General features: G+C 54.7%; 15 protein-coding genes. 8 read left to right on the top strand and 7 right to left on the bottom strand.

Annotated features, from left to right (window positions below):
- Positions 1–7 precede the first annotated feature (7 nt).
- The gene (gene glk, locus FHW71_RS04430) at positions 8–973 is read left to right on the top strand and encodes a glucokinase (RefSeq protein ID WP_061717891.1); all 966 of its coding nucleotides are present in this window, start codon (positions 8–10) and stop codon (positions 971–973) included.
- Positions 974–1,004: 31 nt separating this feature from the next.
- Here the strand turns inward: glk and FHW71_RS04425 are convergent, their stop codons facing one another.
- Together FHW71_RS04425 and FHW71_RS04420 are read right to left on the bottom strand one after the other, a co-directional pair.
- A complete protein-coding gene (locus FHW71_RS04425; protein WP_008101343.1) occupies positions 1,005–1,730 on the bottom strand; it encodes a LytTR family DNA-binding domain-containing protein in 726 nt (241 codons plus the stop codon).
- On the bottom strand, positions 1,727–3,418 hold the full coding sequence (locus FHW71_RS04420) for a sensor histidine kinase (protein WP_286176094.1): 1,692 nt from the start codon (positions 3,416–3,418) through the stop codon (positions 1,727–1,729). The genes FHW71_RS04425 and FHW71_RS04420 overlap by 4 nt, the downstream gene beginning before the upstream one ends.
- Before the next feature lie 306 nt (positions 3,419–3,724).
- On the opposite strand from FHW71_RS04420, the gene FHW71_RS04415 reads away from it, so the two are divergent.
- Together FHW71_RS04415 and alaC are read left to right on the top strand one after the other, a co-directional pair.
- Positions 3,725–4,249: a GNAT family protein gene (locus FHW71_RS04415; RefSeq protein WP_061717889.1), complete on the top strand. Its 525-nt coding sequence runs from the start codon at positions 3,725–3,727 to the stop codon at positions 4,247–4,249.
- A gap of 118 nt (positions 4,250–4,367) precedes the next feature.
- On the top strand, positions 4,368–5,606 hold the full coding sequence (gene alaC, locus FHW71_RS04410) for an alanine transaminase (RefSeq protein ID WP_008101332.1): 1,239 nt from the start codon (positions 4,368–4,370) through the stop codon (positions 5,604–5,606).
- A gap of 41 nt (positions 5,607–5,647) precedes the next feature.
- Here alaC and ypdK read toward each other — a convergent pair whose 3' ends face one another.
- The 3 genes from ypdK to FHW71_RS04395 form a co-directional block, all read right to left on the bottom strand.
- Entirely contained in the window at positions 5,648–5,719 is a 72-nt protein-coding gene (gene ypdK / locus FHW71_RS04405; protein ID WP_099686956.1) for a membrane protein YpdK, read from the bottom strand.
- A 203-nt stretch (positions 5,720–5,922) separates the two neighbouring features.
- Positions 5,923–6,951 carry an HlyD family secretion protein gene (locus FHW71_RS04400; RefSeq protein ID WP_179449965.1) on the bottom strand — a complete coding sequence of 343 codons (1,029 nt, stop codon included), beginning with the start codon at positions 6,949–6,951 and terminating at the stop codon, positions 5,923–5,925.
- Between the two features lie 5 nt (positions 6,952–6,956).
- Positions 6,957–8,558: an MFS transporter gene (locus FHW71_RS04395; protein ID WP_179449966.1), complete on the bottom strand. Its 1,602-nt coding sequence runs from the start codon at positions 8,556–8,558 to the stop codon at positions 6,957–6,959.
- Positions 8,559–8,708: 150 nt separating this feature from the next.
- Between FHW71_RS04395 and FHW71_RS04390 the strand changes: the two genes are divergently transcribed.
- The 4 genes from FHW71_RS04390 (at position 8,709) to FHW71_RS04375 (ending at position 11,300) form a co-directional block, all read left to right on the top strand.
- Positions 8,709–9,494: an IclR family transcriptional regulator gene (locus FHW71_RS04390; RefSeq protein ID WP_101763601.1), complete on the top strand. Its 786-nt coding sequence runs from the start codon at positions 8,709–8,711 to the stop codon at positions 9,492–9,494.
- A gap of 7 nt (positions 9,495–9,501) precedes the next feature.
- A complete protein-coding gene (locus FHW71_RS04385) occupies positions 9,502–9,954 on the top strand; it encodes a universal stress protein (protein ID WP_008101323.1) in 453 nt (150 codons plus the stop codon).
- 9 nt (positions 9,955–9,963) lie between these two features.
- Positions 9,964–10,767 (top strand): hypothetical protein, encoded by an 804-nt coding sequence (locus FHW71_RS04380; protein WP_179449967.1) that lies wholly within the window; start codon positions 9,964–9,966, stop codon positions 10,765–10,767.
- A 251-nt stretch (positions 10,768–11,018) separates the two neighbouring features.
- Positions 11,019–11,300, top strand: coding sequence for a membrane lipoprotein lipid attachment site-containing protein (locus FHW71_RS04375; protein WP_179449969.1), 282 nt, complete (start codon positions 11,019–11,021; stop codon positions 11,298–11,300).
- A 514-nt stretch (positions 11,301–11,814) separates the two neighbouring features.
- Here the strand turns inward: FHW71_RS04375 and FHW71_RS04370 are convergent.
- The gene (locus FHW71_RS04370; protein WP_179449971.1) at positions 11,815–13,032 is read right to left on the bottom strand and encodes an MFS transporter; all 1,218 of its coding nucleotides are present in this window, start codon (positions 13,030–13,032) and stop codon (positions 11,815–11,817) included.
- A 269-nt stretch (positions 13,033–13,301) separates the two neighbouring features.
- Here FHW71_RS04370 and FHW71_RS04365 point away from each other — a divergent pair, with 269 nt between their 5' ends.
- Entirely contained in the window at positions 13,302–13,541 is a 240-nt protein-coding gene (locus FHW71_RS04365) for a hypothetical protein (RefSeq protein ID WP_008101313.1), read from the top strand.
- Between the two features lie 38 nt (positions 13,542–13,579).
- Here the strand turns inward: FHW71_RS04365 and FHW71_RS04360 are convergent, their stop codons facing one another.
- The gene (locus FHW71_RS04360; RefSeq protein WP_179449973.1) at positions 13,580–14,479 is read right to left on the bottom strand and encodes an EamA family transporter; all 900 of its coding nucleotides are present in this window, start codon (positions 14,477–14,479) and stop codon (positions 13,580–13,582) included.
- Positions 14,480–14,639 lie beyond the last annotated feature (160 nt).

Genomic DNA, 14,639 nt, shown 5'->3' with positions numbered 1-14,639 from the left:
CAGAAGAATGACAACATACGCCCTGGTCGGCGATGTGGGCGGTACCAATGCCCGTCTCGCATTGTGTGAGGTAGAAAACGGTGCTATCTCCCAAGCCCAAACCTTCTCAACATCAGACTACGACAATCTTGAAGCGGTGATCCGTCACTATCTTGACGAGCAAAAACAGGACATTAAGCACGCTTGTATCGCCATTGCCTGTCCGATCACCGGCGATTGGGTAGAGATGACCAACCACGATTGGGCGTTCTCCACCAAAGTGATGAAAGAGCATCTGGCGCTGGAAAGCCTGGAAATCATCAATGATTTCACCGCCGTTTCGATGGCGATTCCGATGCTGAGCGAAAAGGAAGTGATTCAGTTTGGCGGCAAAGCGCCCGTTGAAGGCAAGCCCATCGCGATTTACGGTGCCGGCACCGGCCTCGGCGTCAGCCATTTGGTGCATGTGGATAAGCGCTGGATCAGCTTGCCGGGCGAGGGCGGCCACGTTGACTTCGCGCCAAATAGCGAAGAAGAGGGTGAAATTCTCGAAGTGCTGCGCGCGGAGATTGGTCACGTTTCGGCTGAACGCGTACTGTCCGGTGCCGGTTTGGTCAATCTTTATCGCGCCATCGTGAAGTCTGATGAGCGTGAGCCAGAAAACCTCAAGCCAAAAGATGTTACCGAGCGGGCGTTGCAAGACAGCTGCATCGATTGCCGTCGCGCACTGTCGCTGTTCTGCGTCATTATGGGTCGTTTCGGCGGCAACCTGGCGTTGAATCTGGGCACTTTCGGCGGCGTCTATATCGCCGGCGGTATCGTGCCGCGCTTCCTTGACTTCTTTAAAGCGTCCGGTTTCCGCGCGGCGTTTGAAGATAAAGGTCGCTTCCGCGATTACCTGGTCGATATTCCGGTGTATATGATCACTCACGATCAGCCGGGCTTGCTGGGCGCCGGTGCGCACCTGCGTCAGGTGCTGGGCCGCGAACTGTAAGCACGCAGGCGAGCGGCATCCGCCGTTCGCCTTATAACCTCATCAACTGCCGAAAGGCTTTCACCTTGCTGCGACTCACCGGCACCTGCGCATCCAAATCACGCAACTTCACCAAATAGGTATTGTTAAACCACGGCTCGATTTCACGAATCTTGCTCAGATTGACGCAGTAAGATCGATGGCAGCGGAAGAACTGCTGTTCTGGCAAACGGCTGCAAAACTCACTGATCACCATCGACATCACATAGGCTTCGCGCCGCGTATAAACAAACGTCAGCTTCTCGTGCGCCTCAACGTAATAGATCTCATTGATGTCGGTGACGATGATGCGTTCATCTTTCACCAGATTGACGGTTTGTGGCGAGCTGGCCGCCGCGTTTTGCGGTTGCGACTGCTGCTGGGCGCTGGCTTCCAGTTTTTGCAGCATCGTCATGATGCGCGACTCGTGATAGGGCTTGAGAATGTAGTCAAACGCGTCCAGTTCAAACGCGTCAACCGCATGCTCTTTCCATGCTGTAATAAACACAATCAACGGCTTATGGGCAAACTGATTGATGTTTTGCGCCAGCAGCATGCCATCCAGCGACGGAATGTTGATGTCGAGGAAAATCACATCCACCCGATGGTTCTGCAGATATTTCAGCACCTCCAGCCCATCATCAAAGCAGGCCTCAACGCTGATTTGGCTGTGTTGCTGAATCATCCAGCTTAACTCTTGCTGGGCGAGAAACTCGTCTTCAACGATGATGGCTTTCACGTGGCGGTTTCCGTGGTAGGGCGCAGGGGCGCAGGTAGCGGCTGACCATTCTTGCTAAGCGTAAAGGCGATTTCAGTGCCGGGATGATGGCGGGTGATAACCAAACCCTGACCAAACAGCAATTTTACGCGATGATGTACATTCAGCAGACCAATCTTGTTGCCGGGCATTTCATTACGCGCCACGCGGCTCATCACATCCTCGCTGATGCCGTCGCCGGTATCACGCACCGCGACGCGCACCCGATCGCCCAAATCTTTCACGCTCAGCGTTACCACGCCTTTGCCGCGACAAGGCTGAATGCCGTGTACAATGGCGTTCTCCACCAGCGGTTGAATCAGCAGGCTAGGCAGCGTGAAGTGCAGATCCTCATCCACGTCATAAATCATCGACAGCTTATCGCCGAAACGCGCCTGCTCAATCGCGATGTAGTCCTTCACCTGCCACAACTCTTTCTTGATATCGATAAGCTCGTCATCGTTGAGTTCGAGGTTGTAGCGCAGGTAACGCGACAGGTTGATCACCAACTGGCGCGCGGTGTCTGGATTAAGGCGAATCGATGAGGAAATAGCATTCAGCGCGTTAAACAGGAAATGCGGGTTAATTTTGCTCTGCAGCGCGCGCAGTTCAGCCTTGTTCGCCATTTCGCGCAGCTGCTCAGCTCGCGACACTTCCAGCTGGGTGGAGATAATTTGCGACAGCCCAATCGCCATCTCTTTTAGCGAGCCGGTGATGCGATGCGCACGGCGATAATAGATTTTTAGCGTGCCGGTCACTTCCCCTTTTTCCCAAAGGGGAATAACCAGCATAGAGTGAATATCTTTGGTGCGGTGCGCCTCATCGTTGTTCTTGATAATGATTTTGCCGCTGGCGATCGCCTGCGCGGTGGTCGGGCTGATGGCATCATCGCCATTGTGATAGTTCTGCTCGCCATAACCGACGTAAGCGAGGATCTGTTTGTTATTGGTGATGGCGACCGCATCGGCGTGAATGTCGCTGCGGATGATGTCACACACTTTATGCAGTGACTGGCTATCAACCTGACGAAACAGCGGCAGCGTTTTGTTGGCGATCTCCAGCGCCAGCTTGGCCTGACGCGCCGCAATTGCCTCTTTTTCACCCTCAACGCTCTGTACCAGCAGCACGATTAAACCGATGCTCGATGCGCCCAGAATCATTGGCAGCGCAATCTCAGTAACGATCGCCAGACCAAGCGCCATCGGCTTGGCCCACAGCACAATCAGCAGCATGGTCAGGCTTTCGCACAACATGCCGCCGAGAATACCGGCGCGCCAGCGCTGCTCTTTACTCACCCGCCGATTAATCACGCCCGAGGCGATGCCGGCAATGATGCTGGTGATCAAGCAAGGCACCGCCGTGACGCCATCCATATCAATCAGATAGCGATGCAAACCGGCAATCACCCCGGTGGCGATGCCCACCCAAGGACCAAACAGAATGCCGCCGGACATCACCGCAATTACACGCACATTGAGCAGCGAACCGTCGACGTTAATGCCCGACCAGGTGCTGAACAGTGCAAACAGCGAGAATATTGCCGTCACCACCACTTTTTCGCGCACCGAATGCTCATCTTTTTGCAGCAGCTGACGGAACACCCGTGTGCGAGTGAGGAAGAACAGGCAAATCAGCATCAGCGCCGCGCGGTCAAAAACCGCCAGCAGCATGTCGAAGTGGGAAGGCAAGGGCATCTCTCAGGCAAGAAACGGGAGGCTATGATAAAAAATGTGATCACGATCCGCCAGCGCCACGGCAATCTGCAGACCTTTCTCGTAGTCGAGATCAATTTTTAACATGCAGGTCGCCATAAATGGCAATCGTACTCCGCCTTTGTAGGGTCGCCATTCATGGTGACCTCCCGAAAAGAGGAATACCTGACTAACAAAAAGAGGATTAGCGAAAGCGTGCGCCGATCGCTGGTTGTGAATACGCCGGTTTGCTATGTTGCCGTATAAAAAAATGGGAGCTCAACCATGCAATTACTCACTCCACGTTTATCCCTCAGCCGGCTTCAGCCAGAAGACTGGCAGATTTTCAAAGCGGTACACCAGGACGCCGCCACCATGACGTGGGTTAGTGAAATCCCGGATGAAAACGATATCCGTCAACGCTTTAACGAGCGTTTGGCGCCGTGGCAGGCGAGCAGTTTTCATATGCTGTGTCTGGTGGCGCGCATCCGGGAAAGCGGTGAGCCGATTGGGTTGTTTGGCTGTAGCGCCGAATGGCATCCGTATCGTCAGGCCGAAGTGGGTTACATGCTACGCGCGGCGTTTACCGGCTTGGGCTATGGCAGTGAAGCGCTCGACGCGCTGTGCCAGTTTTTACTGCAGGCAGAATTTCATAAGTTAAAAGCGATGGTGATTGAGGGGAATTGGCCGTCGCGCCGTATTCTGGAGAAGAATGGTTTCGCCCTTGAGGGCACGCTACGGGATAATTATCTGCTAAACGGCCAATGGGTAAGCGATTGGGTGTTTGGTCGCCTGAATCCAAATAATTAAAATTATTTTATTCCGCTCTCGACAATCTTGTTATCAGCGCGTTATGTTCTTGGTGCGGTCACCACAGTGACCCACGTCGCTCGGACGGTCCGGGCGCTTACGTAAACCAGAGGACATCATGGCTGATAACAGCACACCCCGTCGTTTCTCGCGTATTGAACGCCTTCCACCGTATGTTTTTAACATCACCGCTGAATTAAAGATGGCTGCGCGTCGGCGCGGCGAAGACATCATCGATTTTTCGATGGGCAATCCGGATGGCCCTACGCCGCCGCATATCGTTGAAAAACTTTGTCAGGTGGCGCAGCGCGAAGACACGCACGGTTATTCAACCTCTAAAGGCATTCCCCGTTTGCGTCGCGCGATTTCGCGCTGGTACGCAGACCGTTATCAGGTGGAGATCGATCCGGAATCGGAAGCGATTGTCACCATCGGCTCCAAAGAGGGTTTGGCGCACTTAATGCTGGCCACGCTCGATCACGGCGACACTGTGCTGGTGCCGAATCCCAGCTATCCGATTCACATTTACGGCGCGGTGATTGCCGGTGCGCAGGTGCGTTCTGTCCCGCTGGTGGCGGGCGTTGATTTCTTCAACGAGCTGGAGCGGGCGATTCGAGAAAGCTATCCCAAGCCGAAAATGATGATTCTTGGCTTCCCGTCGAATCCTACGGCGCAATGCGTTGAGCTCGATTTCTTCGAGCGCGTCATCGCGCTGGCGAAACAGTATAACGTGTTGGTCATTCACGATCTCGCCTATGCCGACATCACCTACGATGGCTGGAAAGCGCCGTCGATTATGCAGGTGCCGGGTGCGCGCGATGTGGCGGTTGAATTCTTTACCCTGTCGAAAAGTTACAACATGGCGGGCTGGCGTATCGGCTTTATGGTTGGAAACAAAGAGCTGGTCTCGGCGCTGGCGCGTATCAAGAGTTATCACGATTACGGCACCTTCACGCCGTTGCAGGTGGCGGCGATTGCGGCGCTGGAGGGCGATCAACAGTGCGTGCGCGATATCGCTGAGCAGTACAAACGCCGCCGTGATGTGCTGGTGAAAGGCCTGCACGAAGCGGGCTGGATGGTCGATCTGCCGAAGGCGTCGATGTACGTTTGGGCGAAAATCCCCGATCACTACGCGCATCTTGGCTCGCTGGAGTTCGCCAAATTACTGATGCAGGAAGCCAAAGTGTGCGTCTCGCCAGGCATCGGTTTTGGTGATTACGGTGATACCCATGTGCGTTTCGCGCTGATTGAAAACAGCGATCGTATTCGTCAGGCGGTGCGGGGGATTAAATCGATGTTCCGTGCCGATGGCATTTTGCCGGGAACGGTGAAAGCGCTGGAAGAAGAAGAGGAATAAACAGTAAGTGGGGCGACTCAGCGTCGCCCCGCCTGGCGGCTCTACAGCATCAGTACAAAGGTACCGACCCAAAGCAACAGGAAGAAAGAAATTCCCATCAAAGCGTATCTCACAAAAACAACTCCTCTGAGCGGCTACCCGGCGGGCGATCCCAAACCCGCGTAACCCGAACAGAATAAGAGAAAGGTGGAGTTCATCAGCGCTACACGCTTTCTTCTCAGGTCGCTCCAGGCAAGCCCGGAACAGGATCGAGGGCTAATTTACGCGGATTTGTCCCAAAAATAAATAGGCCGCTTCTGAGATATTGCTCACATTTTCAGCGGGTCTCAATCTCCGGTATCGCCGACATTCCCACGCGCAGTTTTGCCAGATCCGGCTGGTTCTCATCGAGCACAATTTTCACCGGTAAACGCTGTACCACTTTGGTGTAATTGCCGGTGGCGTTGTCAGGCGAAATGGCGGAAAACGTCGCGCCCGTTGCCGGAGCAATACTATCAACGCGACCGCTGAATACCTTGCCCGGCAAGGCATCTACCTTCACGTTCACTTTCTGCCCTTGCTGCACATCCGCCAGCTGCGTTTCCAGATAATTAGCGGTGATATAGGTTTGCTGCAGCGGCACCACCGCCAGCAAACGCGTGCCCGAGCTAACGTAAGCGCCGAGGCGCACCGAACGCTGACCGACCATGCCATCCACCGGCGCCATAATGCGCGTATAGGAAAGATTAAGCTGTGCCTGATCGACGCTGGCCTGCGCGGCGGTGACATCGGCGGCAGCCTGACGTACTGCGGCTTGCAGCACGCCAACTTGCTTGACGGCGGAAGCCAGCGCTGCTTCGCTCTGGCGCACGGTGGCTGAGGCGGAACGCTGCGTTGAGTTGGCTTTTTGCTGATCGTCTGCAGCGATGGTGCCACTTTTATACAGCTGGTTGTAACGCGCAGCGCTCTGTCCGGCGTACTGCGCTGAAGCCTGGCTCGCCGCTAACGTGGCTTTCGCCTGGTCGATAGTGGATTGCTGCTGTTCCAGCTGCGCCTGGCTACTCAAACGCTTGGCCTCGCTGACCTGCAAATTGGCCTGCGCGGTTTCTAACGCTACGCGGTAGTCGCGATCGTCGAGCGTGGCCAGCAGTTCGCCAGCCTTCACGCGCTGGTTATCCTGCACGTTCACGCTGGCGATGTAGCCGGAAACTTTTGGCGCAACCAGCGTGTAATCGGCATTCAAATAGGCATCGGTGGTGCGATGATCGTTGCCGGTCATCGATGACCAGACAAAAAAGGCCATCGCTAATAACACCAGTAATAAGGCGCTCAACAGCACCGTTCTTTTCAGAGCAAAAGCTTGCATATCAATTATCTCGACGTCGTCGTAACAGGTTGAATCAGAGTTTGCGGTGGCCACACGCGTTTCGGCAGCCAGGCGGTTAACAGTAAAAGCAGGGCGGCGAAGGCAATCAGCATCTGGTAGCAATCACTCAGGCTCAGCACCATCGCCTGCTGCTTCAGCAAGGTGGCGAAGCCGCTGAGATTTTCCGCGCTGCTGGCGCTGCCATCCGGCAGCAACGGCAAGCTGCTGCTGGATTGCGCGCTGTTCGGAGCGGTCATCAGCCACGCACGGCTGGCGGCGCTATCGACCAGCACATTGGAGTGGAATTTTTCACGGTGGCTGATAAACCACTCCACCAGCGTGCTGGCGGCGATGCTGGAGAAACCGCGCACGGTGTTGAACATCGCCGAGGCGAACGGGCCTTCCGGCGGCGCGACCACGCTGGTGGCGCTCATCAGCACTGGCAAAATCACCATCGGCTGACCAAACGCCTGCAGAATCTGTATCAGCCAGAAATTCTGCCGCGCCCAATCAGTAGTGATGTGCATGCCCATCAGGCAGGACGTCACCAACAGCGCCACGCCCGCCGTCAACATCCAGCGACAATCCACCCAGCGAATATTCAGCAGCGCGGCAACAAAAGGGGCGATCAGCAGCTGCGGCAAGCCAATGGTCAGCGCCAGCGGTGCGAACTGCAGCGTGCGGAAGCCTTGCACCTGCGCCAGATAGGCCGACGGCAGCGCCGAACCAGACAGTGACAGAATCAGCACGCCCGCCAGCACCAGCAAGCCGTGCGCGAGATTGCGCCGTCCCAGCATCTGCAATTTGAACAGCGGCAGCGGGTGAAACCATTCATTAATAAAGAACACAGTCAGCAACGCCAGCGCGCTGAATAATAGGCCGCTGAATAACGGCGATTCGAGCCAGTCGAGCCGCTCGCCTTGCGTCAGCGCCAGGATCAGCAGCGCCATACCGGAACAGCCGGTTAGCATGCCAAACAGATCGATCTGTTTGAAACGCTCAAGGCGCAGCGGATCCTGCGGTATACCCCAGCTAATCAGCAGCATGGCGATCAGCATGGCCGGCACCACTTGCCAGAAAACAAATAGCCAGCTGACGTCATCGGTCCAGAACGCCGCCAGCGAAGCGGCCATATTCGGGCCGAAGGTGGCCGTCAGCGCATAACCCGCTAAACCGTATAATTTGATCGGCGGCGGCAAAAAGCGCAGCGCAACGGTCATCAGCATCGGCGGCAGCGCACCGCCAAACAATCCCTGCACCACGCGTAAGGCGATAAACAGCGTTGCGTTGGGCATCAGCGGCAGCAGCAGGCCGCTCAGCATAAATCCGGCCGAGACGGTGAGCGCAAAACGGCGCAAAGAAAAGGTGACGGCGAACCAGGGCGCAATCATCATTGCCGTCACTTCAGCAGCCTGGTACGCGGAGATGATCCAGCTGCCTTGATCGTAACTGATGCCGATGGCGGCGCGGATATCGGCTAGCGCGATATCGGTGACGCGATCGTTTAATCCCGATGTGAGCGCGGCAATCAGCACGCCAACCAATCCCAGCGCCAGGCGCAGAGTAAACGGATGGGGTGCCGGAGCCGCAATGGGCTGGGCGTTCATAGCAGGCTTCTCGTTATATTGTTGATGCAGTGTATTGCGATGTGATACAGATGGCATCTTACATATCGATATGCTGTATTGCAATGTGATACAGGGTGTAAAAGTGCGATCATTCGCGTTAAAGTAGGGCAGGCCAAAAAGGAACGCATCATGGTTGAACTTCCCTCAAGCCGTGAGGATGAAAAAGCGGGTGGCATTCAGGTCATCGCGCGTGCGGCAAAAATTCTGAATGCGCTGGGTGAGCATCCCGGCGGCATGAGTTTGGGTGAAATTGCGCAGGTGGTCGATCTGCCGCGCTCAACGGTGCAGCGCATTATTGGCGCACTTGACAGCGCACAGCTGGTGCGCAGCAGCGGTGCCGGCGGTTTACGTCTCGGTCCGGCGCTGCTCAAGCTGATCTCCAGCGTGCACAGCGACGTGGTGGAAATCGTGCGTCCGTTCCTCGAACAACTCTCTGCCGAAATCAACGAAACGGTATCGCTGGCGCGGGCCAGCGGCACGCAGCTGGCGATCGTGCATTATGTGGTGGCCTCGCGCGAACTGCGTGTGGTGCCGCGCATTGGTCTGAATCTGCCGCTCTACAGCACATCGGGCGGCCGCGCGTTGTTGGCGCTGGAGAGCGATGAAGATGTGCGCGTGATGGTGGGCGAAGCCTATAAAGAGTTAACCGAGATGACGGTGAAAACCCTGCCGCAATTGCTGGAGCTGATTGCCGAAGTGCGCGCCAGCGGATTGGCGATCGATCGCGGTGAGACGCTGGAGGGCATTTCGACCATAGCAGTCGCCATTGATACGCTGTTTGGCCGCTTCTCCATCTCATTGCTGGTGCCGACGGCGCGTTTTCATAAGCAGGAAGCGCACTATCGTGAGCAAATCATCAAGTGCAAAGACGCCTTGATTCGTGAAATTGGCAAAATGACCGCTGTGGAAGGATAACCAACTGATGAAAACCTTGCTGATGGCCATCGATAACTCTCCGGTGGCGGAAAAAGTGATTGCGTTGACCATTGAACAGGCGCTGGCGCATCAGGCGCAGGTCACGGTGTTGTGCTGCGTTGATCCCGCTTACTCCTCCTGCAATCAACCGATTGAGATTGATGCTGGTGAAGATCCGGATGATTTTGTTGCGGCGAAAGATGAGCAGAACACCGCCGAAATGGTGGTGCGTCATGCGCTGGCGCCGCTGCTGCGTGCGGGCGTGGCGGCAAAGGGATTGATTCTGGCGGGTGAAGCGGCGGAAACCATTGTGGCGCAATCCACACTTTTGCAGGCCAGCATGATCATCATGGGACGTCGCCATCTGTCGCCGTTTAATCGTCTGCTGAAAGGTTCGGTCAGCGCCGCAGTGATTGAGCGCGCCAATTGCCCCGTTTTAATCGATGTACGTAAGGATTAACCCCGCTCGATGCTCTCGCTTTTTCCGATTACGCTAGCGGCTTTCGCGCTGCTGGCGATCATTATTATTCTGCTGGTGCGCACCACTTCTTTACGACTGTGGCAAGGCGTGCTGTTGTTTATCTTACCGCTGATTTTGGCGAATCTGCTGTGGTTCAGCTGGTTGCATCCGCGTCAGGAGCGTCAGGCGCTGGTGGAAGAGGTGGCAACCCAACTCCGCCTCGCGCCCGGTTATCGTCTGCTAAAAATTCAGGAACCGGCATTGTGGCAGTTGCTCAATCGCGAACTGCTGCATAAACGGCTTGAAGGCGTTCCCGCCGATCAGGCGCTGGGGGATATGCGCGGCTGGTTGATGGATCTGGTCAATCAACGTCTGACGCGTGCCAGCGATGCGGCGATCATTGACTACATCCGCGTCTCGGTCGAGGAGATGCAGGCGTTGCAGCAGCAGGAACCGCAGCGCTGCTTCCGTTTCCTCTATCCGCAGGTGAATGGCGGCGTCAATTTGCAACAGGTGCTGTCACCGGAATTGAATCAGCGCGATGCGCAGGCGCTCGAAACACTGCTACAGCAAAGCACCGGCAATGAACAGCAGCTGGATCAGGCTGCCGCGCAGCGCGATCTGCAAAGCGTGGTGGAAAAGCTGTATGGCAAGTGGGGCGATCGGCTGCAACAGCTGAACATGCCGGCGGATACCGCGGTTGATCGCGGCGCGATGTGCGCGATGTCGATTGATCTCTACAGCGGGATTCTCGCATTGCCTGTCAAACAAGCGGCCAATCTTTTACGTAAGATGGTCAGCCTTACCGGTTAGCGGGCAAAAAAAAGCCCGCTCAGCGCGGGCATGAAGGTCACTATCAGTATGTTTATTATTAACTCACCTGGTGTGGTGCAGACTTCGTTTTGTCTGGGTACATAGTCGCACCGCTGAGTTGATAAGGGAAACCGTTTGGTTTTATCGATTTGATTGGCAAAAGCTTCACTAATCCCGGACATTTCGCGCTTTAATCCTATAGATAAGCGCGGCGTTGCATTTTAGACTGCGACGCTTTAGAGGAAACCCTAATGAAAAAAATGCTTATTAGCGCATTGGCGCTTTTTATGCTGGCCGGCTGTAGCGTCAGCAAACCAGAAGGATTTGAGCGTGTCGATGAAGATACCAGCTCAAATACCGTGCAGTATCGTTACGATCCGCACACGCTGAATAAAGACGCAATGGAGATCGACCTTGCGAATTATTGCAGTCAGCGTGGATTTGATAAGGTGGAATCACTGCCGTCGCAAAATAGCCATTTGCCCGGATTAAAGAAAGCCTGGTATCAATGTAATTACGCGGTAAAAAGCTAAAAAAATAGGGCGGGATAATTTCCCGCCCTTTTTATTTTCTTATTATTTGCTGTGTATATTCTTTGCCCAACTATCTGCGGTGTCCATAACCGCCGTACCCATGATGCCAGCCGCCGCCACCATGATGGCCCCAACCTGGGCCGCCGCCTCCACGATGATGATCGATAATACAGCCACTCAACATCGTCATAATGGCTACAACCGATGCAACCTTAATAACTTTCTTCATGGAGAGTCCTCCTCTGTTCCAATGACGCCAGATTACAGGGGAATAGTGGAGTGAAGATGCAGGAAATGTAGAGTTATTGCTGAATGTATTACGGAGTGTGTCAATTAAATGCTAAAAAAGTCGCGGGGTAAAATAAGCCAATCGGAATAAGCTGAATGCCTGCTAATAATAACGAGATTACTCCGAAAGGCAAGACTTAATAATAGTGGTTCTCAATTAACGCTTTATAGTGGATCAATTGTGGAGAAATGGGATGCCGCAAATTGCTGCGGCATCCCAGCGAACTTAATTATGCAGTAAAGGTTCAGCCACGTTTTGGCGATTTGGCAGACGGATGCTCAGCGACAGCACCAGTGAAATCACCAGCAAGGTCATAATCAGGCTGAAGGTGACGGTGAAGCCACCAAAGGCGGAGGCAACCAGTGAACCCAGCACGCTGCCGATACCGAAGCCAAGGTAAATCAATCCATAGTTCTTCGTCAGGTTGTTCAGACCAAAGAAATCGCTGACCAGCGACGGGAAAACGGTGATGGTGCCGCCGAAACTGAAGGCCACGCAGGCTAAGGAGAGGAAGAAGGTCGATTCGTTCATATGGGTGAACAGCAGAATGCTCATGCCCACCAGCGAGACGATTTGCGCCAGCGTAATCACACGGATGCGCGCCATTTTATCCGACAATACGCCAAGAATCAGGCGACCGCTGAGGTTGGCGATCGCAATCACCGTGACCGCATTAGCTGCGGTTTGCGCGCTAAGATGCACCATGCCTTCACCAATATCTTTTGCCACGCCAATCACGTACAGGCCGCTCATGCAGGCAGTCAGGAACATCAGCGCCAGCATCCAGTACTGCGGTAAACGCACCGATTGCGCCAGCGTGTAATCTTTGGCTTCCAACTGCGCATTGCCGCCTCTCTTCTGCATTGGCGCATCACGCATCAGCAACGCGCCGACAATGATCATGCTCATCGCCAGCACGCCCCAGATCATGAAGGTATTCTCCAGACCTTGTGCGCTCAGCAGTGCGCCGCAGATGAATTTGAAGCCGAGGCTACCCAACCCATACGCACCAATTGAGCAGGCCGAAATGAGCCCTTTGCGCTCCGGGAACCACTTCACGCAGTTAGAGAGCGTCATCAGATATCCGGCACCATCGGCCAGTCCCACCAATATCCCGGCGCTGAGGTAGAGCATCATCAGATTATCGGCATGCGCGGTCAGCCAGAAACCGACAGCCATCAAAATGCCCGCGCCGATGGTGACGTTGCGCACGCCAAAGCGTTCCTGCAATTTCCCGGCAAGCGAAGAAGCGATTGCCAGGCCAAGACTGAGCAGACCGAACGAGAACGCCACTTCACTGATAGGCGCATCCAGTTTATTCGCCAGCGGGCCGTTAAACAGGCTCCAGGTATAAACCGAGCCCAAAGCGAACTGCGTGATAATGGTGCCAATAAGGGTCAACGTGCGGGTACGTTGGTAATTCGCGGGGGTTGCTGTTGTCATTTTTATCTCTCACTCGAGAAAGCGGAATCTGTGGAGATAATAAGTTGCTCTCGCGCGAGCGGGGGAAACCGTGGCGTGAATGAACCCGACGGTGGCATGAAATGCAGCTAAACGGGTATGAATGACATTGTGATGACAGTAAGTGATGTCATTTAAAGCGTAGCGGTTGCTACGGGTAACCATGTGTAAGTATTTGTATCGATCGCGCCATAATGCCTGCAAAGTCGCGGATGTTTGCCAGGCTTAGAATTCATTCAAGAGGAGGAAATATGAAAGACCGAACATATGAATCCGCGTCTAATGAGGATGAGGTTTGCTGCATTATCGGTCAGGCGGTGATCGAGTTAAGCGATGAGCATCAACCAGTGAACAAATCCACGTTGTCGCTGAAATTACTGGCTATGGCCGACCGCGACAAAGATGATGAACGCGTCCTGCTTTACTGGATTGCCAGAAAAGCCATAACTAAACCTCACCAGCTCAATATCGGCGTTCAGGGCTGGCGTTAGAGGAACAAAAGAGCGGGCGCAATGCCCGCTCTCGTTATTTAGGCGGTACGTAATCGACCCATCGTCGGCCAGCGTACAAACATCACCATATTCCCCGCCAGAATCATCACCAATCCGATAATCGCATTGCTATGCCAGTGATAACCTTCATAAAGCGTGGAGAGCGTGAGCGCTACCAGCGGGAACAGCAAGGTGCTGTAGGCGGCCTGACTGGCACCAATGCGACCGACTAGCGTGAAGTAGGCGCCAAATCCCAATACCGAACCAAATATTGCCAGATAACTCATCGCACCCAACCACTGCATATTTAGCGCGGGTGCCAGTGAATCGCCATTCACTAACGCCAGTGCGGCCATCACCAAGGCGCCATACAGCATCGCGTAGCTATTGGTGGTCAGAATATCGAGTTGACGACGCTGATGGCGCATTGAAATCATATTGCCGAAGGAGAAGCCTAGCGTGCCAAGTGCGCTGAGGCCTACGCCCCACAGCAATTGCGGAGCGGGATGCGCCGCCTGAATATCATTCCAGAACAGCGCAACAATGCCGCCCAGGCCAAGCACCGCCGCTGGCAACAGGCGAAACGAAGGGCGCTGACGGAAGAAGATCCAGCTGTTGAGCGCGTTATACAGCACGGCCATCGAGAAGATCACCGACTCCAGTCCGCTGCTGATCCACGCGGCAGCATGATAGAAGCAGACAAAGTTGAAACCAAACACGCAGCAGCCCTGCAGCAGACAAAACAGATGATCGCGCTTATCCAGCGTTCGCAGCCGACGCAGCAGTTTGAGGATCACCAGCATCACCAGCGACGCCAGTAAGAAGCGCCAAAATACCGCCACCAGAACCGGTGTATCAGCCGCTTCCTGCTGCAGGAAAATGGCAATCCACGTGGTTCCCCAAATCATCACCACGGCAAGGTATAACATCACATTCATAACGCACTCTCCGACACAATCTGGCCCGCAGTGTGGCGTGAAAAGCAACGCGCGGCTTGCACGTTTTTGCGCGGCAATTGCAAAATCTTGCGCTTTTTACTTTTGCGTCCGGCTGTGACCTGTTTTCTGTCTGCGGAGATCCGTACACTAGGCGCTCATG

Source organism: Enterobacter sp. Sphag1F (assembly GCF_014193275.1).
Taxonomy (GTDB): domain Bacteria; phylum Pseudomonadota; class Gammaproteobacteria; order Enterobacterales; family Enterobacteriaceae; genus Pantoea; species Pantoea symbiotica.
The sequence above is the reverse complement of the archived record's forward strand: the minus strand, read 5'-3'. Positions and strand labels throughout refer to the sequence as shown.

Excerpts from the sequence above, each read along its gene's own strand:
- glk (WP_061717891.1), top strand. The coding sequence starts at position 8 with ATGACAACATACGCCCTGGTCGGCGATGTGGGCGGTACCAATGCCCGT.
- FHW71_RS04420 (WP_286176094.1), bottom strand. The coding sequence starts at position 3,418 with ATGCTGCTGGCGGTTTTTGACCGCGCGGCGCTGATGCTGATTTGCCTG.
- FHW71_RS04415 (WP_061717889.1), top strand. The coding sequence starts at position 3,725 with ATGCAATTACTCACTCCACGTTTATCCCTCAGCCGGCTTCAGCCAGAA.
- alaC (WP_008101332.1), top strand. The coding sequence starts at position 4,368 with ATGGCTGATAACAGCACACCCCGTCGTTTCTCGCGTATTGAACGCCTT.
- FHW71_RS04400 (WP_179449965.1), bottom strand. The coding sequence starts at position 6,951 with ATGCAAGCTTTTGCTCTGAAAAGAACGGTGCTGTTGAGCGCCTTATTA.
- FHW71_RS04395 (WP_179449966.1), bottom strand. The coding sequence starts at position 8,558 with ATGAACGCCCAGCCCATTGCGGCTCCGGCACCCCATCCGTTTACTCTG.
- FHW71_RS04390 (WP_101763601.1), top strand. The coding sequence starts at position 8,709 with ATGGTTGAACTTCCCTCAAGCCGTGAGGATGAAAAAGCGGGTGGCATT.
- FHW71_RS04385 (WP_008101323.1), top strand. The coding sequence starts at position 9,502 with ATGAAAACCTTGCTGATGGCCATCGATAACTCTCCGGTGGCGGAAAAA.
- FHW71_RS04380 (WP_179449967.1), top strand. The coding sequence starts at position 9,964 with ATGCTCTCGCTTTTTCCGATTACGCTAGCGGCTTTCGCGCTGCTGGCG.
- FHW71_RS04375 (WP_179449969.1), top strand. The coding sequence starts at position 11,019 with ATGAAAAAAATGCTTATTAGCGCATTGGCGCTTTTTATGCTGGCCGGC.
- FHW71_RS04370 (WP_179449971.1), bottom strand. The coding sequence starts at position 13,032 with ATGACAACAGCAACCCCCGCGAATTACCAACGTACCCGCACGTTGACC.
- FHW71_RS04365 (WP_008101313.1), top strand. The coding sequence starts at position 13,302 with ATGAAAGACCGAACATATGAATCCGCGTCTAATGAGGATGAGGTTTGC.
- FHW71_RS04360 (WP_179449973.1), bottom strand. The coding sequence starts at position 14,479 with ATGAATGTGATGTTATACCTTGCCGTGGTGATGATTTGGGGAACCACG.